The organism is Dolomitihabitans soli, from assembly GCF_022213955.1.
Classification (GTDB): domain Bacteria; phylum Actinomycetota; class Actinomycetes; order Streptosporangiales; family Streptosporangiaceae; genus Streptosporangium_A; species Streptosporangium_A soli.
Genome location: NZ_JAKNTW010000027.1, coordinates 104,676 through 126,858, shown reverse-complemented (window position 1 = coordinate 126,858; position 22,183 = coordinate 104,676). Strand labels below are relative to the sequence as shown.

16 protein-coding genes and 1 pseudogene are annotated in these 22,183 nt (G+C 69.1%); 10 read left to right on the top strand and 7 right to left on the bottom strand.

Going from position 1 to position 22,183, the window contains the following annotated elements:
- Window positions 1-2: 2 nt before the first annotated feature.
- From MBA17_RS37440 to MBA17_RS37420, 5 genes are all read right to left on the bottom strand, one after another.
- Window positions 3-389, bottom strand: a complete 387-nt coding sequence (locus tag MBA17_RS37440; protein WP_238502309.1) for a hypothetical protein — start codon at window positions 387-389, stop codon at window positions 3-5.
- Entirely contained in the window at window positions 386-1,825 is a 1,440-nt protein-coding gene (locus MBA17_RS37435; protein ID WP_238502308.1) for a WXG100 family type VII secretion target, read from the bottom strand. Before MBA17_RS37435 ends, MBA17_RS37440 begins: the two co-directional genes overlap by 4 nt.
- Window positions 1,826-1,855: 30 nt before the next feature.
- Window positions 1,856-2,212 (bottom strand): hypothetical protein, encoded by a 357-nt coding sequence (locus tag MBA17_RS37430; protein WP_238502307.1) that lies wholly within the window; start codon window positions 2,210-2,212, stop codon window positions 1,856-1,858.
- Between the two features lie 62 nt (window positions 2,213-2,274).
- On the bottom strand, window positions 2,275-2,574 hold the full coding sequence (locus MBA17_RS37425) for a WXG100 family type VII secretion target (RefSeq protein ID WP_238502306.1): 300 nt from the start codon (window positions 2,572-2,574) through the stop codon (window positions 2,275-2,277).
- A 55-nt stretch (window positions 2,575-2,629) separates the two neighbouring features.
- Window positions 2,630-2,968, bottom strand: a complete 339-nt coding sequence (locus MBA17_RS37420) for a WXG100 family type VII secretion target (protein WP_238502305.1) — start codon at window positions 2,966-2,968, stop codon at window positions 2,630-2,632.
- 239 nt (window positions 2,969-3,207) lie between these two features.
- Between MBA17_RS37420 and MBA17_RS37415 the strand changes: the two genes are divergently transcribed.
- The 8 genes from MBA17_RS37415 to MBA17_RS37380 all read left to right on the top strand — a co-directional run bounded on the left by MBA17_RS37415 (window position 3,208) and on the right by MBA17_RS37380 (window position 17,377).
- Window positions 3,208-4,239 carry a hypothetical protein gene (locus tag MBA17_RS37415; protein WP_238502304.1) on the top strand — a complete coding sequence of 344 codons (1,032 nt, stop codon included), beginning with the start codon at window positions 3,208-3,210 and terminating at the stop codon, window positions 4,237-4,239.
- A gap of 44 nt (window positions 4,240-4,283) precedes the next feature.
- On the top strand, window positions 4,284-4,991 hold the full coding sequence (locus MBA17_RS37410) for a WXG100 family type VII secretion target (RefSeq protein WP_238502303.1): 708 nt from the start codon (window positions 4,284-4,286) through the stop codon (window positions 4,989-4,991).
- 8 nt (window positions 4,992-4,999) lie between these two features.
- Window positions 5,000-5,875 (top strand): SseB family protein, encoded by an 876-nt coding sequence (locus MBA17_RS37405; RefSeq protein ID WP_238502302.1) that lies wholly within the window; start codon window positions 5,000-5,002, stop codon window positions 5,873-5,875.
- Window positions 5,872-6,255, top strand: a complete 384-nt coding sequence (locus tag MBA17_RS37400) for a hypothetical protein (RefSeq protein WP_238502300.1) — start codon at window positions 5,872-5,874, stop codon at window positions 6,253-6,255. Before MBA17_RS37405 ends, MBA17_RS37400 begins: the two co-directional genes overlap by 4 nt.
- Window positions 6,256-6,366: 111 nt before the next feature.
- Window positions 6,367-6,768, top strand: coding sequence for a YbaB/EbfC family nucleoid-associated protein (locus MBA17_RS37395; RefSeq protein ID WP_238502299.1), 402 nt, complete (start codon window positions 6,367-6,369; stop codon window positions 6,766-6,768).
- A complete protein-coding gene (locus tag MBA17_RS37390) occupies window positions 6,765-7,115 on the top strand; it encodes a hypothetical protein (protein ID WP_238502298.1) in 351 nt (116 codons plus the stop codon). Before MBA17_RS37395 ends, MBA17_RS37390 begins: the two co-directional genes overlap by 4 nt.
- 1 nt (window position 7,116) lies before the next feature.
- Window positions 7,117-17,058 (top strand): WXG100-like domain-containing protein, encoded by a 9,942-nt coding sequence (locus MBA17_RS37385; RefSeq protein ID WP_238502297.1) that lies wholly within the window; start codon window positions 7,117-7,119, stop codon window positions 17,056-17,058.
- Window positions 17,059-17,224: 166 nt separating this feature from the next.
- A complete protein-coding gene (locus MBA17_RS37380; protein WP_238502296.1) occupies window positions 17,225-17,377 on the top strand; it encodes a hypothetical protein in 153 nt (50 codons plus the stop codon).
- Window positions 17,378-17,460: 83 nt separating this feature from the next.
- On the opposite strand, the gene eccB is transcribed toward MBA17_RS37380, so the two are convergent.
- Together eccB and MBA17_RS37370 are read right to left on the bottom strand one after the other, a co-directional pair.
- Complete coding sequence (gene eccB, locus MBA17_RS37375) at window positions 17,461-18,873, bottom strand: type VII secretion protein EccB (protein ID WP_238502295.1); 1,413 nt, start codon at window positions 18,871-18,873, stop codon at window positions 17,461-17,463.
- A 291-nt stretch (window positions 18,874-19,164) separates the two neighbouring features.
- On the bottom strand, window positions 19,165-20,520 hold the full coding sequence (locus MBA17_RS37370; RefSeq protein WP_238502294.1) for a phosphoribosyltransferase family protein: 1,356 nt from the start codon (window positions 20,518-20,520) through the stop codon (window positions 19,165-19,167).
- A 294-nt stretch (window positions 20,521-20,814) separates the two neighbouring features.
- Between MBA17_RS37370 and MBA17_RS37365 the strand changes: the two genes are divergently transcribed.
- Window positions 20,815-21,456: a CBS domain-containing protein gene (locus tag MBA17_RS37365; RefSeq protein ID WP_238502293.1), complete on the top strand. Its 642-nt coding sequence runs from the start codon at window positions 20,815-20,817 to the stop codon at window positions 21,454-21,456.
- Between the two features lie 116 nt (window positions 21,457-21,572).
- Window positions 21,573-22,148, top strand: a pseudogene (locus tag MBA17_RS50700) (site-2 protease family protein); the annotation flags it as partial.
- Window positions 22,149-22,183: the final 35 nt, after the last annotated feature.

Genomic DNA, 22,183 nt, shown 5'->3' with positions numbered 1-22,183 from the left:
GCTCACACGCTGCTGCGCGCGTGCCCCTTCTCATAGTTCGTGACGGCCTTCTCGACCATGGTGATCATCGCTGCTATCTGCTCGGCGAGTCGCCGGTAGCCGTCGCCCAACACCTCGGAGGCCTGCGTGGCGTTCCGGCCGAAGTGGTCGGCGTTCGCCCAGCTCCCCGTCTCCGCGGGGCCGACACGACCGGCGTTCCGGACCTCGCCGACCGTCCCCTGGCCGCTCAGCGCTCCGTTCGCGGGCTCACCCTCCAGGGAGCGCAGAGCGGCCCGCAGCGTCTTGAGGACCTCCTCGACCCGCAGGTGGTCCAGGTAGACCTCGGCGTTCTCATCGCCGAGCCCTGGCCAGTCCTCCGGAAGCTCAAGACCGCCGGCCGCCGCGCTCACTTCCCGTCCCGCGCCGAATGGTCGAGGCGGTGCGGGATCACCGCCTGGTCGCTGGTGAAGATGTCGTCGTCCTCCAGCAGCCAGGTGGATCGCTCCCGGTCCTCCTCGCCCTGGCCGCCGCCGCCGGCGTGCGGCATGAAGGGCATCATGCCGTTCATCCCACTACCGGGAAGGCGGGCGCCGGCGCCCGCGGCCGTCATGGGCACACCGCCGCCTGAGCCGTAGCCGGTGCCACCACCGCCTGTGGAGCCGTTGCCGATGACGGTGCCGAGGCCGTTCTGCCCGTTGCCCGAGGTGCCGAGGTTCGTCGCCGAGTCGAGGCCCTGCCCGTTGTGCGTGGCCAGTGAGGTGTCGAGGGTCGATCCTTCCGGCAGCCCGGTGCCGCTGGTCGTGGGGACGGCGGCGGTGGGCAGGGTACTCGTGCCGGGATGGTTCGGATCGGCACCGTCCGGCCCTGTCCCGTCCGGCCCTGTCCCGTCCGGTCCTGTCCCGTCCGGTCCTGTCCCGTCCTGGCCGGGTGGGTCGGGCCATGTCCCGTCGTCGCCCAGGCCGGGCGCGTACGGGTTCGGGTCGTTGAGGTCGCCCGACAGGGCCGGATCGTACGGCGGGGTGAACCCCGCCGGGATCGTGCCGCCGGGTATCTCTCCGGGCCAGGTACTGTCCCCCGGATCGAACGGCGTTCCCGGATCGTCGAACTGCGGGATGTCGGTCCGCAGCAACACGGGGAAGTTGTCGTTGGCCAGGGCGGTCGCGGTGGTCAGCGCTGCGAGGTGCTCCTCGGCCTTCCTGAGGTCTTCCTCCGCCTTGGTCTCCCCCCACAGGTTGAACAAGGGCCCGTCTCCCCCGAGGCTGCTGCCGACCGCGCCCCCGATGCCGCCGACGACGCCGCCGATGATCGCGCCGGGCGCGGCTCCGACACCGGCGAACCATACGCCTATGCCCGCACCGGCGAGGGCGCCGGCGCCGGCACCCTGCAAGGCCGCCTCCCCCATGTCCACTTCCTGTTCGGTGTCATCGGGCACGTCGTCTCGGGAGGAGGCCAGGATCGAGGCGTAGTTGTCCATGGCGGGCACCATGCCCAGCGGCACGGCATCCTCCGTGTCCAGTTCGACGCCCGACGGCGCGCCCCTGCCCTGGTCCGTGGCGCGGATGGACTGCACCACCTCCACGGTCGACAGCTTGAGCTTGCGCAGTTGTTCCTTCACCTGCGTGGCGTCGTCGCCCGCCGTCCAGTGCTCGTCCAGGGCGGCCTGATGCTGTTCCAGTACGTCAAGCAGGCGCTCCAGCTTGTCGCGGACCCCCGTGAACTCGGCCGCCGCCTGCGTGATCAGCTCCGGCTTGCTGCTCTGCAACGCCGTCCGCAACATCTCGAGCATGATGCCTTCGGACGACGATGCGTCGATCGTCGCCCTGATGGCCGCCGTCCTCTGGACCACAACCCCTCCTCCAGCGCTTCCGCCGTTCGGCTAGACCTCGAGCGTGGGCCCGGTCCCCGCTTCCTCGGCGGTGCCGTAGTTCTTGTACGCCTGATCCAACCGGACGACCGCGGCGTCGAGCATCATCGCGATCTCCGCGTACGAGGCTTCGATCGCCATCTGAGCATTGGTGAAGCTCATGCGGAAACCCGTCGCCGCGGCCCATTGGCCGCCCAGCGCCGCCGGGTCCGCCGCGAGCTGTGACACCGCCCCGCCCACGGGGAAGGCGACGGCCGTCACATCGTTCTCGGATGAGCCGGGCACGAGGTCGTCAAGCACGTCCTCAAGCGCGTCCCGTGCGTCCTTGATCGCCCTGTGGTTGACATCGAGACCACCGTCGGCGCCCATCTGTCATTCCTCCGTCGATGACCGGAATCCGTGCCCTTCCACCGGGTGGGACACCCGCCCGCTCACTTGCCGTCGAACATCGCGGTGTTGATGCGCTCGACGTCCTGCATGTTCATGTTGGTGACCTTGATGTTCTTGGCCATGATCGAGACGATGTCGGCCAGGCCCTTCGCCTCTGTCTGCCATGTCCGACGGGTGGCCTCATAGGCGTCCTTGGCCCCGCCCTCCCAGATCGCGGTCTTGGCGTTGAGCTTGTTCTCCAGGTCTTCCAGCTCGCCGACGAGGCTGTTGAAGGCCGTCTGGAAGGCCGTCTCGCCGGTGTCGAGCCCGGTGAAGTTGACCTTCGTTATGTCGAAGTCCATCGTTGTCTCTCCGTTCACTCAGACCAGTCAGCGTCGCGTACTGCGGCTACCTCAACTACCGCGGCGGGCCCTGGCCGAACTGCGGCGGGCCCTGGCTGATGAGTGCTTCGATCTGGTTGATCTCTTGGACCGCGTCTTCGTTGAACGCCGCATAGTTCGCGTTGTTCGCCTGGATGCTCTCCGCGAGCCCCTGGAGGCTGCCCAGGATGACGTCGATGCGCTGGTGCCACAGCAAGTGAACCTGGCTGAACGCTTGCTGCGACCGGCCCTGCCAGTCGACGCTCAGATCGGCGCCCGCCGTGTCGAGAGTCCGCTGGATGCCGCGGATTCGATCCGCGGACTGGGTGATCCAGTCGAAGGCATCCCTGAGATCTTGTTCGCTGACCTGTGCCACGGTCACCTCCTGTTGCTGTAAACGCACCCGACGCATGGCGATCGGGCGATGCCGTATTTAACAATAATGATCACAGGTAACTCGACTGGTGTCTGGTTACGTTAAGTTTTGGTTACTTTCATAGTTATTGAAGTGGATCATCTCATTTGCGAGGAGCGTGTCCGCAGCGCTCCCAACGTCCCGTGCACCCGATAGTGTGCAGATCTGAGTGATCAGCTTCCTCGTCATGGAGGGTAACTGTGGCCGGATCGAATGAGGAAAGCGGCAGCGTCTTTCCCGGTCTCACCCCTGGACTGACGGGTGCGGCCGTGGATCCCCGGCTCATGGACCCGGAATTCCACATGGAGCACGGCGCGGTCCGCACTCTGGGGGACGACATGGCCGGCCGAGGGCAGAACCTGAGCGAACTGCGCGACACCTTGAAGGGCATCGACCTGGCGCCCTACACCTTCGGTCTCATCGGGGGCGGTCTGAACGGGGCGCACGGCTCGGTCAGGGACACCGCCGCCGATGCCCTCACGAGCGGTAAGGACGTCCTGGAGTCCTGGAAGAAGGCGCTCCAGGACGTGGCCGACAACTCCGAGGACGCCGAACTGGCCAGCACCGCCCCCGAGGATCCGCTGGAAGAGTTCCCGGGCGGCGGCGGCACGATACCGGGATTCGACCCGTCGGCTCTGGGCGGCACGGACCCCAACCTGCCCGACCCGAACCTGCCCGACCCGAACCTGCCCGATCCCAACGTGCCCGACCCGAACGCGCCCGATCCCAACGTGCCCGATCCCAACGTGCCCGACCCGAACGCGCCCGATCCCAACGTGCCCGATCCCAACGTGCCCGACCCGAACGCGCCCAACCCCAACGCGCCCAACACCAGCGGGCTGAATCCGGACGACCCGACCGGCACCAGGCTCGCCGCCACCGACCCGAACGCGCTGCGGCAGCCCGTCATCCCCGACCTGCGAACCCCCACCCCCGACTCGGTGCCCGTCGACCAGCGAAACGTCGGCCCGGGCGTCCGCAACGGCCTCGGCGGGTCGTCGTCCACGGGGGGAGTCGGTCCAGGCGCGGCGAGCGGACTGGGCAACGCCGCCCGTGGCCTGGGAACCGCCGCCTCCGGGATGCCGATGATGCCCTTCGCCCCGATGATGGGCGGCAGCGGCAACCAGGACGGCCAGGACCGTGACCGCGGCGCGGCACTCAACGAGGACGAGAGCACCTGGCTCGGTGACGAGGAAGTCGCACCGCCCGTCATCGGCATGGAGGAGGAGTAGGCATGGAAGTGGACGGTCGGTCTGGATTCCTGGCTGGAGCAGCCATGTCGGCAGCCTCCGCTCTGCTCATTCCCTCGGCACTGCCCATGGCCGGGCAGATGCTCATGATGGCCGGCGACCCCAGCGCGATGCGGTCCGCGGCCGGCCAGTGGCGCAGCGAGCAGTCCTCGGGGAGCCTCGTGGACCTCGGAGCCGATCTCGCCGAGCAGGCCCGGCTGATCAAGGACGACGGAAATTGGAAGGGCGCGTCGCACGCCGCCTTCGAGACCAGGGTGGATGAGTTCCAGGGCTATCTGACGCAGCTCGACGAGCGGCGGAGAGGAGTGGCGGACAGCCTGGACGGCGCGGCGGACCTCTACAACATCGCGGGGGCGGCGTGCTTCGTCGCCGGTGGCGCCGTCAGCGTCCTGTCGTTTGCCAGCAAGCTCCTCCTGGCCAATCCTCCCGCCTGGTTCGCTTCGCGGCCGGGGTTCATAAAAATAGGCATGCTCATCGCCAGGGGCGTGGGCGCCGTGGCCAATCTTCAGATGAAGTTCGTGTTCAAGGCTTCCCTGCTCTTGACCGGCGTCAGCTACCTCTACAGCGCGACCGCCGCCAAGTTCCCCTCCATGGAGGCGATCAAACTGGAAGCGCCGCAGTTCACCAGCGCGGCACTCGTCTACGACCCGGCTTCGGGCGGTCTGACGCAGTCCACGGTGCTCGACCCCAACGCCTTGAAACCGCCGTCGATGATGCCGAACTTCACGATCTGAGCCCTCGCGTGCAGGAGTGGGCGAACCCGTTCGAGAGACGTCTGGCCGCGGCCTTCGACGCCGGTGACCTCACGTTGTGCCTGCGCATGCTCAGGGACAGCGAGCTGGCCCTGCCCGCGGCCGATGACCCTCCGTTCGCCTGGCCGACCGTCACGGGCGCCGATCGCACCTGGCTGGTCGCCTACACGTCCGCCGAGGCCATGCGGGCGGCCACCGCTGGCGCCGTGTCCCATCTGCGCGTGACCTCGCTGACCGAACTGGCCGCGGGCTGGCCCGACCTCCGCTGGGGGCTGGCGGTCAATCCCGGCCTGCCCGCCCACTTCCTCCTGGAACCGGGGACCGTGGCCAGGCTCGCCGTTCCCTCGCTGGCCCAGGACCGCCTCGCCCACCCCGAGCCGGAGCTTCCCGTGGTGCAGAAGCCGCTGACGGTTGAGGACCTGTACACCTACCTCGCCGACGGGGAGTCCAGGGTCTCCGGCTACTGTCACCACGCGCTGGACGTCGAGCACATCGCCACCCCCACCGTGCTGCTGGACTCCCTCGCACGATCGGGCGAGGACGGCCTGCTCAGCGATGAGGGCTCGGTCCACCTGCTGCGCTGGCGAGCGGTCGGGCTGAACCTCTACCGCACGCCGTACGGCGGGGTCGATGAGGAGGGCATGAACGCGGTGGCGGGGTGGCTGATCGAGGAACCTCCGTTCATCGGCATGGGGCTCGTCCCGAACGTCGACCAGCTCATCCGCGAGTACAAGCTCGACGGCGTACGGCTGCCGCACGCCTCCGAGATCGTGGAACTCACCGACGCGGGAACCGAGCGCAGACGCGCGATCTACGACGGTGACACCGGGCGCTGGCTGCTGGTCACGCGGGTGCCCACGTCATGAGCGCCTACCGGGCGCGGTGGCGCGGGACCGACTATCCCGCGAATCCCGATCCGCGCCACGACGGGCTGTGGATACGGCTGTGCCGTGCCGAGCCCGCGGAGGGTTTCGCGGAGGTGGCGGCCGGTCGCTACGTGCGTCCGGTGCCGGCGGCGGAGTGCGAGGCGATCTTTCACGTCACGACGGTGTGCGAGTGGCGCGGCGCGCCGTGCCGCGTGCACGAGGAGCGGGCGGGTGAACTGCTCGTGGAGTACACCGGTGGGCTGCTGCCCGTGGCGCGGGCACTGGGGATGGAACGCGTCGAGCGGGGCGTACACCGGCGCTGGGTCGCCCGCGAGGAAGTCCGCGATCTTCGCGAGCACGCCGTACCCCTCGAAGCCTGACGGAATTTCAGACATCAAGGGCACTAGCCGATCAACTGGTCTAACTGTCACAATGCCAAAAGTTGTGTGTGATCACAGCCATGTGAACATCATGTGACAGGAGTATGCACGTTGCGTGGGGATGACGCGGAGGCGGGGGGCCTGCGGGCATATGCCGACGAACTTCGGAGCAACTTCCTGCGTCTGCAGCAGGAAGCGCCGGCCGTACACGCGAAGGCTCGTTCCGTCCAGGTGACGGAGAGATCACCGGACGGGCTGGTGACGGCGACGGTCGGCGCGCGCGGCGACCTCATCAGGCTGGACCTCGATCCGCGCATCTACCGCCGCCAGCACGCACGCGCGCTGGCGGACTCCATCGCCGAGACCATCCAGCGGGCCGCGGACAAAGCCCAGGCGAAGGTCGTCGAACACTTCGAGCCGCTCGTCGCTCCCGAACAGATGAAGCTGTATCTCGAAGGTGACCTTGAGGCGGTGCTCGATCAGATGTCCGGGCAACTGCCGAAGGAGAGATGATCGTTGTGTTCGAGATCGACTACGTCGATATCCGCCCGCAGGCGCTGGTCAGGGGATTATCCAGGTGGACGACCGCGAGTTCCGACCTCGACGGGGCGTGGCAGGCCGCCGTGGCGGAGGTCCAGAGGCTCAGCGCCGCCGCGCCGTGGGGAGGCGACGCGGCGGGGATCGCGTTCAAGAACGCGTACATGCTGGGTGACGGGCCCAACATCGCGATCAACAGCGGCAGCGAGTTCGTCAGCGATGTGGGCGAGCTCGGTTCCCAGGTCCGCCACGCTGTCGAGAACGCCACCGGAATGGACGCGGAACAGGCCAGGTCGGTAAGTAGCCTCCTGGAACGAATCTGACGTGGCGGGACCCGGCTCCCCAGGCGGGACGACCACCACTCCCACACCTCCCCCGCCGCAGGAAGAGGAGTTCGCCGACGGCGGCGGGTCCGTCGTCGACATCACGCCCGCGTGGGGCGAGTCGCTGCCCGCCTGGGCGAGCGACCTGATCGCGATGCTGACCGCGGGCCAGCCGTGGCCGGAGGCCAGCGAGAGCAAGACATGGGAACTGGCCAGGGCTCATCGGGCGGCCTGCGAGGCCGTGCTCGACTCCCTCGACCCCGTGGACAACGCCGCCGTGTCGATCATGGAGGGCTGGGCCGGGCCCTCGACGCAGTCGTTCATCGCCCGGTTGGAGATCGACTACTCCGCGGAGGACGGCCTGCTCGCGGTGGCGAACAACCACTACGCCTACGCCGCGCAGAACGACAGCTTCGCCCGGGAGACGCAGTACTCCAAGATATCGATCAATGTCGCCTTCTGGATCGCGGTGATCGCGGCGTTCATCGCCCTGGTGGTGGCGTTCTTCTCCGCCGGCGCCACCACCAGCTTCATGGGCCCCATCGCCGCCCGCGGCCGCGCCTTCATCGACGCCATCCTGCGGAGGCTGGTCGGCGTGGCGGGCCTTCCCGCGGCGACCCGCGGCATCAGACCCCTGACGCGGCTCGCCTCGATCAAAGGCCCGGTCGGGCGGCTGCTGAGCACCCCCACCGGCCGGGAGGTGGTCGAGGAGGTCGGGGAAGAGGTCTTCATCGACGGCTACACCCAGCTCGACCAGAACCGCCGCGGCACCCGTGCGGGCTGGGATTGGCGGCGGACCATGGCCGCAGTAGTGGGCGCCATGACCGGGGCAGCGCTCGGCATGCGGGCCGCCCGGCCTGTCTCCAGCCTGGTGAACCGGCTGCCGCTGATCAGACGGCTGAACAACACCGCGGGCGACAGGGCCGGCATCGGCAACGCTTTCAGGCGCTTCCCGGGCAGGATGCTCAACACGGGTCTCAGCAACGTGGTCACCTCGCCGGTGGCCGGCTTCGCCGCCAACGGACTGGTGTACGGGGAGTTCGCGCTGCCGACAAAGGACTCCCTTCTCGGCGCGTTCACGGGCGGGGTGGGCCGTACGAACACGATCAGCCCGTTCAGCACCGATGTCATAGGCGCGGTCGTCGACCCGCGGTCGGCGCTCACCCACGCGCAGGAGATAAGTGAGAGGGCCGACGCTGGGGTGCGTGCTCAGCGCAACACCGGCCAAGGCGGCGAGTCGAACTCCTCAGGCAACGGCACCACCCCGTCCGGCCCGCCGCAACCGGGCGGCCAGCCCGGCGGCCGGCCCGGCGGCCAGACCGGCGGCCAGACCGGCGGCCAGACCCATGTCCTCACGCCGACTTCGCCGTCCGCACCTGCGCAGGACTCGCGGACGGTTCCCCGCCTCGAGGAGACCGCCGATGGCCAGCGGCCCACACCGCGGACAAACCAACTCGGCCCCGATCCGAGCCAGCAGGCTGCGCCGGACCCGGCGGGTGACCCGAATCAGCACACCACGCAGGACCCGAGCCAGCTGTCCGCCCCGGATCCTGCGCTGGACCCGAGCCAGCAGGCTGCGCCGGACCCGGCGGGCGACCCGAATCAGCACGCCGCGCCGGACCCGAGCCAGCAGTCCGCCCCGGACTCTCTCGCCGCCACCCCGGAGATCGCCGCCGACCCGAACGTCACCCAAGACACCGAGCAGGCCCACGACGCCGACACGAACGGGCGTCCCGGCCCCGAGCGGACGCAGGTCTCCGGCGACACCACACCCGAGCAGACGCAGACCACCGGCAACGCCACACACGGGCAGGTCGCGCCTGGGGACCGATCACGAGCCGAAGGCGACCAGGCACACCCGCATGCACACCCGCATGCACAGCCGTCTCGCAGACGCGGAATTCGTGGGGCTTGGTCCCGGCTACGTCGACACGACCGCCCAGCGGATGGCGACCAGCCGCCACCCTCCGAGACCCCTCCCAGGCATGTCACCGGACGGGAGATCCCCGGGACCGCGTTCGTCGCCACGGGACGCCCGCCGGGGAGCGCGGATCTGAGTCTTGACGAGGTCACGACCGCGATGACGGACGTCGCGGCGACGGACTTCGGCAACGGGGCGAGCAGAGGGGTGACCGGTTGGGCGTGGTCAGCCGACGGCATGACGCTGATGGTGGAGACGCCAGGGCAGGGCGTGCAGCACTTCCGGGCGGAGGTCGGGAGCCTGCCCTCCGATCTGGTGGCACGGACGGAGGTTCACGAGGGGACGGCGGCCGATCCCCATGTGATGCGGATCGCGCCGCGGGTGGACACGGCGGTGGTGCCGCGGGTGTTGATCCACGAGATCAGCGACACCCTGCAGGAAGTCGATGCGACACGCCGCAATGGCGGGCAGGGAGTGATCCGCAGGGCCCTCGCGGCGGTCGGCATCGGCAGTTCTGCCGGGAACCGAGACGCAGGCGTCGCGGTTGCCGACAGGACTGTCGGGAACCACGACGCCTGTGTCTCGGCACGGCTCAACGAGTACCAGTACCTGACCCGCAAATGGAAGGCCGCCGTCCTCCCCGCCGACCGGCACCACTACACACTCGAACTCGAAGGGGTGGCGCGTGACCTGCGGGCTCGCGGGCATACGCCGCCCCCGTCGCCGTTGGCCCAGTCGGCGCTGGCCGAGGCCATGGCCGCCGTGGCCCCGGACGCGTTGCTGTTGCAGGACGGTCGCACCCGGCTGGCCAGGCCGGACGGCAAGGCCGTCTATCTCTCCGCCGACGCGATGAGCCTCATCGCACAACGCCTGACGGTGCGGACCCGTGACGCCGCCGATCAGGCCCGGCTGGCTGCCGAGGCCGCGGCCTGGCTGGGCATCGAGATCGCCCGGGCCGTCGGCAGGCCGTCGCTGGAAGGCGTGATCTCGGCCCTTCACCTGCTGGCCGAATCGTCTCCCGAGTTCACCGAAGCGGCCATGCAGGTGGTCGTCGAGATCCTGATGGACAACCCGGACGCCGGCATGGACCCGGCCCTGCTGAGCGACGGCGCGCGTGACCTCGCTCGCGAGGCGAGGGAGGAGGCGAACAAGCCGGCGCGGACACCGCAGGACGAGTTCGCCGCGCTCCGGACCACGCCGCAGGCCGAAGCGGCGGACACGATCGTCCAGCAGTCCCAGGGCCTCGCCTCGTTGACCTCGAACACGTCCGCCGCGGACCTGGCCACGCAGGCCCGGGCCCTGGCCGCCGACCTGGGCGATGCCCGGGCCCTGCTGGACGAACGCGCGACGACCAGATCGGAAAGTGCGCAGGAGACCGAGAAGAGCGCGACAGCCGTCCTGGAGGCCGCGCAGAAGGCGGAGGACGCGGAGCGGGCGGGTCGGAAGCTCAAGGGTGAGCGGGACAGCGGGGCGCCGGCGCGGCGTCACGTGGCGCGCGCGGGGGCGAAGAAGGACCTGGAGAGGGCGGCTCGTGACCAGCGGATCGCCGGCAGGTACGGCACGGCCCGCGATCAGGCTGAGAACGCGGCCGCGGCGTTCGAGGCCATGGCGCAGGCGCTGGATCTGGCCGCCCGATCGCAGCCGGGACCGACGGCCGCGCAGACCGCCGAGGTCGCCCGGCTGGCGGCGGAGGCCCAGGCCAGGCTCGCCGACTTCCACAAGGCGATGAAGGAGGCGCTGCCTCCGGATGCCGCGCTGCCCGCAGGATCGCTGACCGGCCGCCTGCCGTACCGGAACAAGATCGCCGAGGAGGCGAACGCGCTGCTGAAAGCCGGCGGCGTCGACGAGACCCTCACTCCCAGCCAGCTGGACGCGATGCTCCAGGCGGAGGCCCGCCGGCTGGTGGGCGATGGCGCGACGCTCTCGCTCGGGCAGACGAAGGCCGGTGAACTGCGGGTCCGATGGGTGCCCGGCGATTTCGTCGAGGTCGTCAATCCGGAGGTGACGGCGTCGGAGGTGATGCACGGCTCCTTCGCGCAGGGAAACCGCGTGGAAACGGTCACCACCGGCCGCAACGCCGGCCGGTCGGGCGAGCTCAGCGTGTTCGGGCTGGCCGAGCAGTTAGCGAAGCTGGTGGCTCCCGGCGGCGCCTTTCACGCCGCCCTCGAAGCCCGCGGTATCGATGGCGGCGCCATTCACGCCGCCATCGAAGCCGTGGGGAAGTTCTTCGGTGCCAACGTCGCGCGCGGCAGTGGCACGAACAGCTCGAAATCCGTGGCCTCCACCGGTTTCGTGACGCCCGGCGCGGTCACGGACAACCGGGGAGCGTCGTCGCGGTACAACGTGTGCGGCGGTCACTTCACGCTGGAACTCCGCGTCGCGGGAGAGAGCGCCCCGCGTACCGCCGTCGTCTCCGAGGGCACCGTCGACGACGCGAACACGGTGGACATGTACATCTCACACGCCCTCGTGGAGCACGCCCCCGAAGAGACGATTCAGCTCGAACTGGACCCGGATGAGGTGCCGGAGCTGCCGAACCTCGCGGTCGTCGGCGTGACCGGGCAGCAGGCGTTGATCGACCGGACGGTGGCGGCGCTGGGACCCGGGGTCGCCGACGTGGGCACCACGGCACGCAACCAGATCATCAGCATGGTCGAAGGGTTGTGGAGCCGGATCCCCCAGCTGGTCAACAACCCGGACGGCGTGCAGGAACCCCTCACCACCCCCGATGGACGCCCGATCGCGGATATTCAGATGACGGCCGAGCCCGTAGTCGTGCCCGGGACGTCGAGAATCGACGCGAGGCCGGTGGGAACGCCGAGTGCGGAGCAACTCGGGGAGGATGTGGAGGTCGAGTTCTCCGGGACGATGAGGTCGGAGGGGACCGGCCAGTCGGGGAACGTGAACGGCGGCGTGGAAGGCAAACTCGCCGGCGACCAGGGCCCGCAGCCGGACAACGTGACAGGGAAGGCGAGTCTCAACGCCGCCTCCTCCTCCTCGCAGTCGAGCGGGGTGGCCGTGAACGACATGTCGATCGTCCCGGTCGTGAAACGCAAGTCCGGTCACAACCAGACCTACGGCATCCCCCTGAAGGTCAAGATCGTCATGCACGTCCGCGGCGAGAGCAAACCGCGTGAGGTGGTCATCGACGATCCGATCACGGTGACGGCACAGGTGGCGGAGCACCTCGCATACCCCGGAAAGCTCCCGGTCGACAAGGCCGCGCTCGTCCAGGACGAGTCCGGCGCGCAGCGCATGCGGGACGACGGCGTGCCCGAGCCGCCGCCTGGCCGTAAGGGTGAGATGCCGGACTGGCAGGGGACCGGTCCCGGCAAGGTGCGCGGGGTCGGGATCGCGCAGGTGACGTTGGAGGACGACACCGACCCGGCGAACGACACCAGCTTCGCCTCCCTCCGGAGCAACGTCGAGACATACCTGCGTACGCAGAAGCCCGGTCTGCTGCCCGATCCGGACGGCAAGGTGCCATCGGACAAGGTGGAACGGGAGAGCCAGGACAAGAACCAAAAGGAGCTGGAAAAGCAGCTCGCCGCCCTGCGGTCGCAGGCCTCCTACAACCAGTGCACCGGGGAAGGCGTCCACGTGTTCCTCGTGCACCGGCGGGCCAACCAGGAGCCGGAGTACACCACGCTCCGCATCAAGATCACCCGCAACGGCGGGGAGTACGTCAAATACACCGACGCGGAAACCGATGTGATGCTGCACATCGCATCCCAGACCCTCGGAAACTCGCGCGGCGCGTCGACCTCCTGGCGAGGCGGTGTCGGGGTCGGCGCCGAGGCGCAGTTCGATGACGAGAACAAGGGCTCCCTGGGCGGAGGTCTCAAGGGCGGCCTGGGCCGCAGTTCCGGCGAGAACAACAACGACACCGACAACACGGTGAACCTCGTGGAACAGATGGGCCCCGCGGCGAAGACCACCGAGCTGGACGTGATCAGTGTCGAGGAGGTGACGAGCGACGGGGTGTCGCACCCGATCGGGGCGGCGAAGGTGCGGATGCACCAGTCGATGCCCGCGTCGCTGCTGCCCGAGGACGGACCTGCGCATCCCGACGTCAAGATCCCCACGTCCGACGAACTGCTCACGGGAACCCGCCAACTGGCCCTGGACCTCGGCAGCGCTGTGGTGGCCGAGCAGGACGCCGCCCGTGAGCTGGAGCGCCAGGCCGAGGAGCAGGCCGACGCGGTGGCCGAGGCCACCGCGGACGCCGAGCGGACCAAGCCGGTGAGCGTCCTCGACGAGATCGTCAGACGGACCGGCATAAAGCCGGGCACCGCGGAATACCACGCCCTCGTCGAATTCCTGAGCAACCCCAACCTGATGTCCCACCCCGAGTTCCTGCAGACCGAGTGCCCGAAGGTGATCGGTCGCTGGTCGATCTCGATCAAGGGTAAGGTCGGCGACTCGGGACGTCCCCTGCGCTCTCCGATGGTGGTCGGCGACATCCACCTCGCGCTCGGCGACCAGGGCACGTCCTCCGGCCGGTCCGGCGGCCGGGACACGAACGTCTCGCTCAGCAGAGGTTTCAGCCAGGCCGAGGAGCCGAAGTTCGGCGGCGGAGGCGGCAGATCCGGTTCGAAGGGCACCAGCAGTTCGGTACGGGAGGGGCCGACCTGGGGGATGGAACCCCTGGTCATCGGCCTTGAAGATGCCTATGTCTTCGCGGCGGAGCTGGCGACCACCATCGTGATCAGCAAGGTGGGCTCGGACACGACTGAGACGATCGAGACGAAGAACGGCGGGTACCAGTTCGCGAAGCCCGAACAGGATGTCCTGGAGATGTACGCCCAGGGCAAGCAGCAGCTGCCGCTGGATATGGTGGCCGACGCGGTGGAGCGGTTCCTGCACGGCCAGCTGGAGATCGACCGCGGCACCCGGATCCAGCTGGTCCAGCGTTACCTCCAGGAACTGGCAGCCGCCAGAAAGGACGGGACTCCCGAGCCCGAGCTGTCCGGCGAGCACACGGCGAAGGCGCTGACCGACAAACTCCTGGAGCTGTCGGACCATCTCGAAGCGGACACCCGGCAGCAAATCGAACAGGTGCGCAACGTCGAGGAGCGGCTGGCGAAGATCGACCAGGAGATGGACCCGGAGAAGGGGGAGCTCGCAGCGACGGGGCCGTCCTGGCCCACGAAGATCGACTTGCGCAGGGAGGGCGAGCCGGACCAGACCGTCGACATGCACAAGATCGTGGCGGATGCCGTCGACGAGTACATGGAGGGACAGCTGGCCGCGAATCCGGCGCTGCGGGAGAGCCTGTTCAAGGAGTACGCGGGCGATCGCTGGTGGGCGATGATGGCCCGCAACGGAACCCACCCGCGGGGGAATCTGCCCGTGCTGCCGGGAGACATTCCCATCCGGTTGGTGATGACGTTCGACGACAAGGAGGTCGAGCTGATCGGCACCTTCAAGGGCGGAATCATCATGCAGCGCTACCGGTACGTCAACTCCAGCGAGACCACGTCGTCCAGCAAGTCGTCCACCTACAACGTCAACGTCGAAGGGTCGATGGACCCCGGCGATCTGGCCGGTGGCGGACTGGACGACGCTGAACGCGACGAGGTGGGTGCGGGAGTCGACGGCGTCGACTCCGGGTTCAGCTTGGGCGCCGGCGTGTCGGGAGCGGGCGGCCAGGGCAGCTCCAGTTCGACGACCAAGGCCGAGCAGTGGACCGAGCTGGAACGAGTCGCCACGTTCAACACGGTGAAGGTCCGCCACCCGATCAAGGTCACCGTCACCGTCGGCGAGACGCTCGACGCGCAACAGGACACGAAGGGCCCCGACGCGCAGAAGGACACGAAGGGCGAGGCGAAGCGCGAGCCCGTCGTGGTCAAGGTCGACGGATTCATGACCCGGGTCGTCGACGCCGCCATGGTCACCCCGAAGGCCGACACGGACAACCCGAAGAAGGTGTCCCCGACCCCCGACCCCCGGCCGATCGCGTTGCCGGACGCCTTCATGGTGGACGGCCTGGAGGCCGACGGCCTGTACCAGGCGGTCTACGACCTGCTGGCCGACAAGAGCATGCTCGGCCCGAAGGACGCCCGCAACGTCCAGGCGATGCTGGAACACCACCTGACGGAGATGCAGACGGCCGCCAACTTCCGCAACATGCTCGAAACCGAGGGATCCACGACCCTCCGGATCACCCACGCGAACAAGCCGGGCGTGGTGGTGGAGGTGACAATCAAGGCCAGGCCGAAGGACCGGCACGTCATGGTTTCGGGCCGCAAGGACACCGAGATCGGCAGGGTGCGCCGGATCCAGCGCACCATCGAGATCGTCGTCGATCAGAGCTGGAGCTACTCCTTCAGCAAGTTCGAGAGCTTCTTCGGCCTGAAGCGCACCCGCTCCGCCGGCTGGAAGGCGTCCATGCGCACCGCGGTCAGCAGCGGCAACCGCAACGAGACCAGCCGTTTCGAGAAGAGCACCGCCGCCAGCATCAAGGTGCCCGTCACGTTCGACGTCGCGGCCGAGCGGAAGGTCGTGAAGCGCGACCGGTCCACCACGTCCAAGAAGCGGATCGAGGTGTCGAACGCCACGACCGGTCAGGCCGAACTGACGGTGTTCGAGTCCGGCCTGAGAGAGATGGACACCCAGCGCGGCACCGAAGGCCGGCGCGATCACGGCTGGAACCTCGACATGGAGTTCACCCGCGAGTCCGAGCGTTCCGGCTGGCGAGCGCGATGGAGGCGCACGCCGGTGAGCACGATCGATCTCGACGACCTCTTCACCGAGGACGCCGACCCGGCCACCCTCTACCAGGACGTGGCCGAAGCCGCGCGAAAGCAGCTGCCCGCCGGCCGGAGGCCGGACACGGAGGTCCGGGTCACCGCGAAGTCGGGCTGGACCGGCCAGACGACCCCGGTGACCCGGGCCCGGCTGCTGGCACGCGAACTGGACACCGACGTCCGCCTCGACGCGCTTGACCCCGACGGCACCGTACGTTCCTACGTCGCCACCCCGGACGGCAAGCTGCGCAGCACGGTGCCCGACGGCGGGTTCGCCTCGGCGTTCAGCCGGTTGGCACCCGACGTGCTGGCCCAGGCGGACCAGGCTCAGGCCGACCTGCGCGCGATGTACCAGCGCTGGTTGAACAACTCCGCACCGGACAAGGGCGACTTCGCCCAGCACATCGCCGACGAGTTGTCCGGCGTGCCGATCGGCTCACCGGCGACCCCTTCCAGCACCGGCACCCCGCAACAGGGCGCGGTGCAGCCACGCCAAGGCGGCACGAGCACGGTCGCGCAGCGCCCCGCCCAGGGCATCATCCGCCGCTCCCTGTCGCGGGCGACCCGAGCGGACAAGCGAGACGAGTACCTGTCAGCCCGGTACGGCGAGCACCGGCAGCTGGCGAACAAGTGGAACGCGGCCCGCACGGCCGATGAGCGGCACGCCTACGAGCAGCAGATCAACGAACTGGCGGAGGCCCTCCGGAGACGCGGCCACACCCCCCCGGTGCCGCCCTGGGAGATCGAACAGCCGACGGCTCCGACGGGTGACCTCGACAGCCTCATCAACCAGCCGCCCCCCACCGGTCAGCCGGGCAGGCCGGCCACGCAGCCCGAGACGAAGCAGGAGCTCTGGGAACGGATGCGCCGGATCAGCAACCCCACCGGCTGGGACCCGCCGGAAGAGGAGGAGCCCTGCGAGTGCCCGCCGGACAAGCCCTGCACCTGTGGACGCCGACCGCAGAACCTCAACCCTGAGGAGAAGCCGGAGCCGAAGCCGGAGCCCGAGCCGGAGCCGGAGCCAGAGCCAGAGCCGGAGCCGGAGCCGGAGCCGGAGCCAGAGCCGGAGCCAGAGCCAGAGCCGGAGCCGACGACGCCCGAGAACCACACCGTCGTCCCCGGCGACACACTTTGGGCCATCTCTCAGCAGGTCTACGGCAACGGCCGCTACTGGGAGGTCATCTACGAGCACAACCGCGAACTGATCGGCACGGACCCCAACAACCTGCCGACCGGCTTGGAACTGCGCATCCCCGAACTGGAGCCCGCGTGATCGTCCCATGGCCGGGCCGTCCTTGATCACGAGAGCCGCGTAAGGCCGTGACCGCTCATACCAGGGCACGTCGGGTGGCGGGACCTCGGTGACCGGGCGGGAGATCGCCGGAACGGGGTTCGTCGCCACGGGACGGCCGGAGGGCCTGGCGGACAAGAGGAGAGGCATGCCCTTCACGGTGGCTAGGAGCAGGGACGAGGTTCCGGCGGAGGCGTTCTGGTCCGACCGAGGGCAGCGGGTGCGTGACGCCGAGCCGTCCAGGTTCCAGCTCGACCGCTTGATGGTCGTCCGTGGCACGTATCGCGACCTCGCCACGTGAGCCGGCGGGCGGTCACCCCGTCACCTCGCCGCGGCCGGGCCTCGCTGACCGTGAGGCTGAGGAGGCGAGGTGCAACGCCTGACTCACTGGCCGATCCGCAGTGGTGACCGCGCGGCGACGGGGTCGAGCGCCGGTCCCTCGGGGATCAGGTTCAGGATGTGCGCGGGAACCGGGGCGACGTCGGCGGCCTCGTAGCCGAGCTTCTGCACCTGTTCCAGCGAGGGGATGGCGTGCCTGCGTCCCTGGTCGCTGAGCAGGAAGTAGTTGCTGATCGCCGTCTGCTGGCCCTCTGCCGGAAGCAGGCCCACCACCGCCCCACCGCCCGGCGGGAGCAGCACCTGGTCGAAGTGCTCAGGGCTGCCGGTGCCGTTCGGCGCGGGAATCCCCACCCTGCTCCCGTACGTCAGCGTCGCGCGGGCCGAGCCGCTGCGCGTGTTGGCGTACACCGCACAGTGCGGCGCCGACATGGCAGGGGTGACGACGTTGGGCATGGTGGCCGGCAGGCCGCCGCCCGCTATCGCGCGTCGTGAAGGGGAGGCGTTCGCGGTGGCGGCGTCGATCTGGATGGGGCGCACCGCCTGCCTGCCGTACGCCCTCCTGCTCGCGGGCTCCTCCAGCAGCAGCGTGGCCTGGGTGACCGTGATCGGCGCGAGGCCGTCGGAGAGCAGCACGTACCAGCGGGCGGCGGCGCCTGCCACGCCTGGCACGGTGAAGACCTGGCCGACCACAGCGGTGACCTGCCCGCTGGGGGCGCGTACCTTCCTGCCTCTGTTCGGCACCGTGGGGGCGGCGAAGTCGGGGCCCGCCGGGATGGCGTTCAGCCAGGCCGGAGGGACCTGCCGAGGCTGGGCGTTCAGGGCGCGCACGCCGTTGGCGTTCACCCTCATCCGCCGGTCGGCCCACAGGACCCAGGTCTGCCGTCCATCGTCGACGACCATCGCGGACTCCCCCACCGCCGTGCCGCCGACCGCGGTGCCTGCGATCAGCGAGACGTACGGCTTGCGCCCGCCGGAGGCGTCCGGCCCCTCGACCACGCAGACCGACCACGGACCGTGCACCAGTTTGTCCTTGGTGGGCAGGGAGTCGGGCGCCCCCACGATGCCGACGGCCGGGCCCCGGGCGAAGTCGGCCAGCGACGCGGCCGACACACTGCGTACCGTGATCTCCTGGCTGTCGAGCAGCAGGCGGGCGGAGGCGTAGTTGGCCACGGGTAGCAGGCGCCTGTCCTGCTGGCTGTAGACGTACGTCGCACCGCTTTCCTCTTCCACGAGGAGTTGACCCGCGTCGGTGAGTTTGGTCGCGTTACCAGGGCTGAGCAGGCCCCAGATGCCGAAGATCGCGAGCACGAGCACCGCCAGCAGGACAGCGCAGAAGGTGCCCACGTTGTGCCGGCGCATCGGCGACTCGGGGAGGTCCGGCTCCCCCTGCAGCAAGGCCATCCCCAGACGCTGCTGCATCATTCGATGCGCCTGGTAGAGATCCTTCCTGGTCTGCATGTATCTCCCCGTGTTCACGCGCGAAGATCAGCATATGCGCCATAAGAAATCCACGCTGAACTCGTGGCCGCCCTCGACGACCTGCCGCTCCGAGACTAGATCTAAGCACGTCCCGGTATGTCGGGGGTATGTTGCACCTCTGTGTGCCTCGGGTCCGTACGCGGCCGCTTGGCCCTGCGGGCTGGCGTCATCGGCCTTCGCCGGCGGCCCGGGCGTTCCCCCGGGCGGGCGTTCCAGTGGTCGGCATCCGATGACCGGCGCCGAGATCGTCGTCGCCGCGACTCCCTCTCGTCACGACCATGGGAACGTCTTCGCTGCCCCCGGCTGTATACGGTCCGGTCCGAAGTGGCCGATGAACCAGTCGCGTGCGAGAGCCGCGACGGTCTCCAGCGCTCCGGGCTCCTGGAACAGGTGAGTGGCGCCGGGAACGATGTGGAGCAGGTTCTCACAGCGCAACCGCTGCTGCGCGCTGCGATTGAGGCCCAGCACCTCCTCGTCGTGACCTCCTACGATCAGCAGGGTAGCCGCCCGTACTGAGGCGAGGCTCGGTGCGGCCAGATCCGGCCGGCCACCCCGGGAGACGACGGCGGCGATCTCGTTCTCGGGCTCCGCCGCCGCGCACAGCGCGGCCGCGGCTCCGGTGCTGGCCCCGAAGTAGCCGATCGGCAGCCCCGCCACCTGCGAGTGATCACTCAGCCGGCCGGTCACCCGGACGAGTCTTTCGGTCAGCAACCCGATGTCGAACACGTTGCGCCGGTCGTCCTCCTCCTCGGGGGTGAGCTGGTCGAACAGCAATGTTCCCAGACCGGCCTGATTGAGCGCGGAGGCCACGTATCGGTTACGCGGACTGTGCCGCCCACTTCCGCTGCCGTGCACGAACACCACCACCCCCTGGCACTGCCTCGGTATGACGAGCCGGCCTGGCAGCCGGACCTCTCCGGCGTCCACCTGGAGTTCCCCGGCGAAACCGGGTGGATCGGTCCCTGCCACGTTCTCGCCGCGCCTGCCCGCGAAGGACGCGGCCCGCCCGAGCAACTCGATCACCTGCTCGTCGGTGGCCTGCGTGAAGTCGACGTAACACGCCCCGATCCCGCGAAGGTGACGGGGGGTCTGCAGACAGACCACCTCGTCGGCGACCTCGCGCAGGCTCGCGATCGTGTCGGGCGCCCCTACGGGAATCGCCAGCACCACCCGTGAGGCCCCCCGCGCCCGAGCGACCTGGCAGGCGGCGCGGGCCGTTCCGCCGGTGGCGACCCCGTCGTCCACCACGATCACCGTACGATTCGTCAGGTCCAGCGGAGCGCGGTCATTTCGAAAACAGCGCGCCCGGCGCAGGAGTTCGGCCCGCTCATGTTCCTCCACCGCCGCCGTCTCCGCCGATGTCAGTCCCGTCAGTCGCACGATCTCGTGATTGAGGACACGTGCCCCGCCCTCCCCGATCGCGCCGAACCCCAACTCCGGCTGGAACGGCACCCCCAGCTTGCGGACCACGATCACATCCAAGGGGGCGGCCAGAGCCCTGGCCACCTCGAACGCCACCGCCACTCCTCCTCTGGGCAGCCCCAGGACGAGCACGTTCTCAGCATGGATCAGCCCGTGCAACCGTTCGGCCAGGCGCACGCCCGCATCATGGCGATCAGCGAACATCTCCCTCACCTCGCTCGGTCCAGGACTTCTCACCCGGCCCGCCGTACACCAGAGCCTTCATTTCCGCCTCCTCATGCGGAGCCTCTCTACTTCCAGAGTGGGCTGACCTACGGGGTGGTGAGGAGTGCGCAAGGACCTGCGGATCATGGGACCAAAGTCCCCGGCACGACAGGCAGATGGTTCCCGTAGGTCCCGGGGACCGAGTGACCTTCGCCGCTGACCAGGTCGGCCGTTGAGGGGGATGCTGGAAGGAGAAAGGGGAGGGTAATGACGATGATGAAGGTAAGGGATGTCATGAGCGGTGTAGCCGTGGCCGTTCAGCCGGAGGCGACGTTCACCGAGCTCGTGACCGCGATGCGGCGGCTCGACGTGGGTGCGGTGACCGTGGTCGACGCCAACCGGCGGCCCGTCGGGATGGTGTCGGAGGACGACCTGCTGCTCAGGGAAACAGACCCGTACCTCCATGAGGAAGACCTCTTCGAGGGTCACCGGCTCCATCGGGAACACCTACGCGCCCGGGGGAACACCGCCCGGGAGCTGATGAGCGTTCCGGCGATCACGGTGACACCGGGCACGACGGTTCGCGAGGCGGCCCGGTTGATGCACGACAACCTGATCAAGCAGGTGCCCGTGGTCGAGCTGATGACGGGCCTGCTCGTCGGCACCATCTGCCAGCGGGATCTACTCAAGATCTTCAACCGCCCCGCGACCGACATCCGGCGTCAGATCGATGAGTTGCTGCAGAGGTTGTACATCGACGCGGATGAGTTGACCGTCACCGTGCGGGATTGCGTGGTCACCCTGGGGGGACGGCTGCCCAGGCGTTCGCAGGGTTCCCGCCTCGTCGAGGCGATCAGAGGTGTCGACGGGGTCATCGACGTGCAGACCGAGCTGACCTTCGCCACGGAGGACATCGGCATGGCCCACCGGTCCTGAGGCCAACCCGGGGAGGCCGCCTGCCGTCTCGCGGACAGCTGACCGAGGACCAAGGTCCTGCCTGCGCGGACCGAAAGGTACTGTCCCCCGTCACCGGTTCAGCAGACCTTGGAAGTATGAAGTCGAGCCTACGTCTGGGCCATGTGGCGGGGATTCCGCTGGGGATCCACTGGTCGGCGCTCGTGATCGTCGCCCTGGTGGCGGGGGTTCTGGGAAGCACCGTCCTGCCGAGTACCGCCCGGGGGCTTCCTGCCGGACTCTACTGGGGCTTCGCCGTGGTCACGGCAGCGCTCCTGTTCGCGTCGTTGCTGGCGCACGAGCTCGCGCACGCACTGGTCGCCCACCGGCGAGGCATCCGGGTGAAGGCCGTCACGCTGTGGTTGCTCGGCGGTGTCACGGAACTCGACGGTGAGGCGAAGACACCGAGGTCGGAGCTGGAGATCAGCGGCTCGGGCCCGCTCACGAGCCTCGGTCTGGCAGCGGTGCTGGGCTTGGTGGTGGCCCTCTTCGACGGTCCCCCGCTCGTGTGGGCCGCACTGATCTGGCTGGCGCTCATCAACGCCATGCTCGGCGTATTCAACCTGCTACCGGGCGCACCGCTGGACGGTGGCAGGGTGTTGCACGCCTTCCTGTGGTGGCGCTACCGGGACCGGGCTCGCGCCGACAGGTCCGCTGCCCGGGCAGGACAGGCACTGGGGATGATCATGGTCGCCATCGGTGTCGTGCA

Excerpts from the sequence above, each read along its gene's own strand:
- MBA17_RS37430 (WP_238502307.1), bottom strand. The coding sequence starts at position 2,212 with ATGGGCGCCGACGGTGGTCTCGATGTCAACCACAGGGCGATCAAGGAC.
- MBA17_RS37425 (WP_238502306.1), bottom strand. The coding sequence starts at position 2,574 with ATGGACTTCGACATAACGAAGGTCAACTTCACCGGGCTCGACACCGGC.
- MBA17_RS37410 (WP_238502303.1), top strand. The coding sequence starts at position 4,284 with ATGTCGGCAGCCTCCGCTCTGCTCATTCCCTCGGCACTGCCCATGGCC.
- MBA17_RS37400 (WP_238502300.1), top strand. The coding sequence starts at position 5,872 with ATGAGCGCCTACCGGGCGCGGTGGCGCGGGACCGACTATCCCGCGAAT.
- MBA17_RS37390 (WP_238502298.1), top strand. The coding sequence starts at position 6,765 with ATGATCGTTGTGTTCGAGATCGACTACGTCGATATCCGCCCGCAGGCG.
- MBA17_RS37380 (WP_238502296.1), top strand. The coding sequence starts at position 17,225 with ATGCCCTTCACGGTGGCTAGGAGCAGGGACGAGGTTCCGGCGGAGGCG.
- eccB (WP_238502295.1), bottom strand. The coding sequence starts at position 18,873 with ATGCAGACCAGGAAGGATCTCTACCAGGCGCATCGAATGATGCAGCAG.
- MBA17_RS37370 (WP_238502294.1), bottom strand. The coding sequence starts at position 20,520 with ATGTTCGCTGATCGCCATGATGCGGGCGTGCGCCTGGCCGAACGGTTG.
- MBA17_RS37365 (WP_238502293.1), top strand. The coding sequence starts at position 20,815 with ATGAGCGGTGTAGCCGTGGCCGTTCAGCCGGAGGCGACGTTCACCGAG.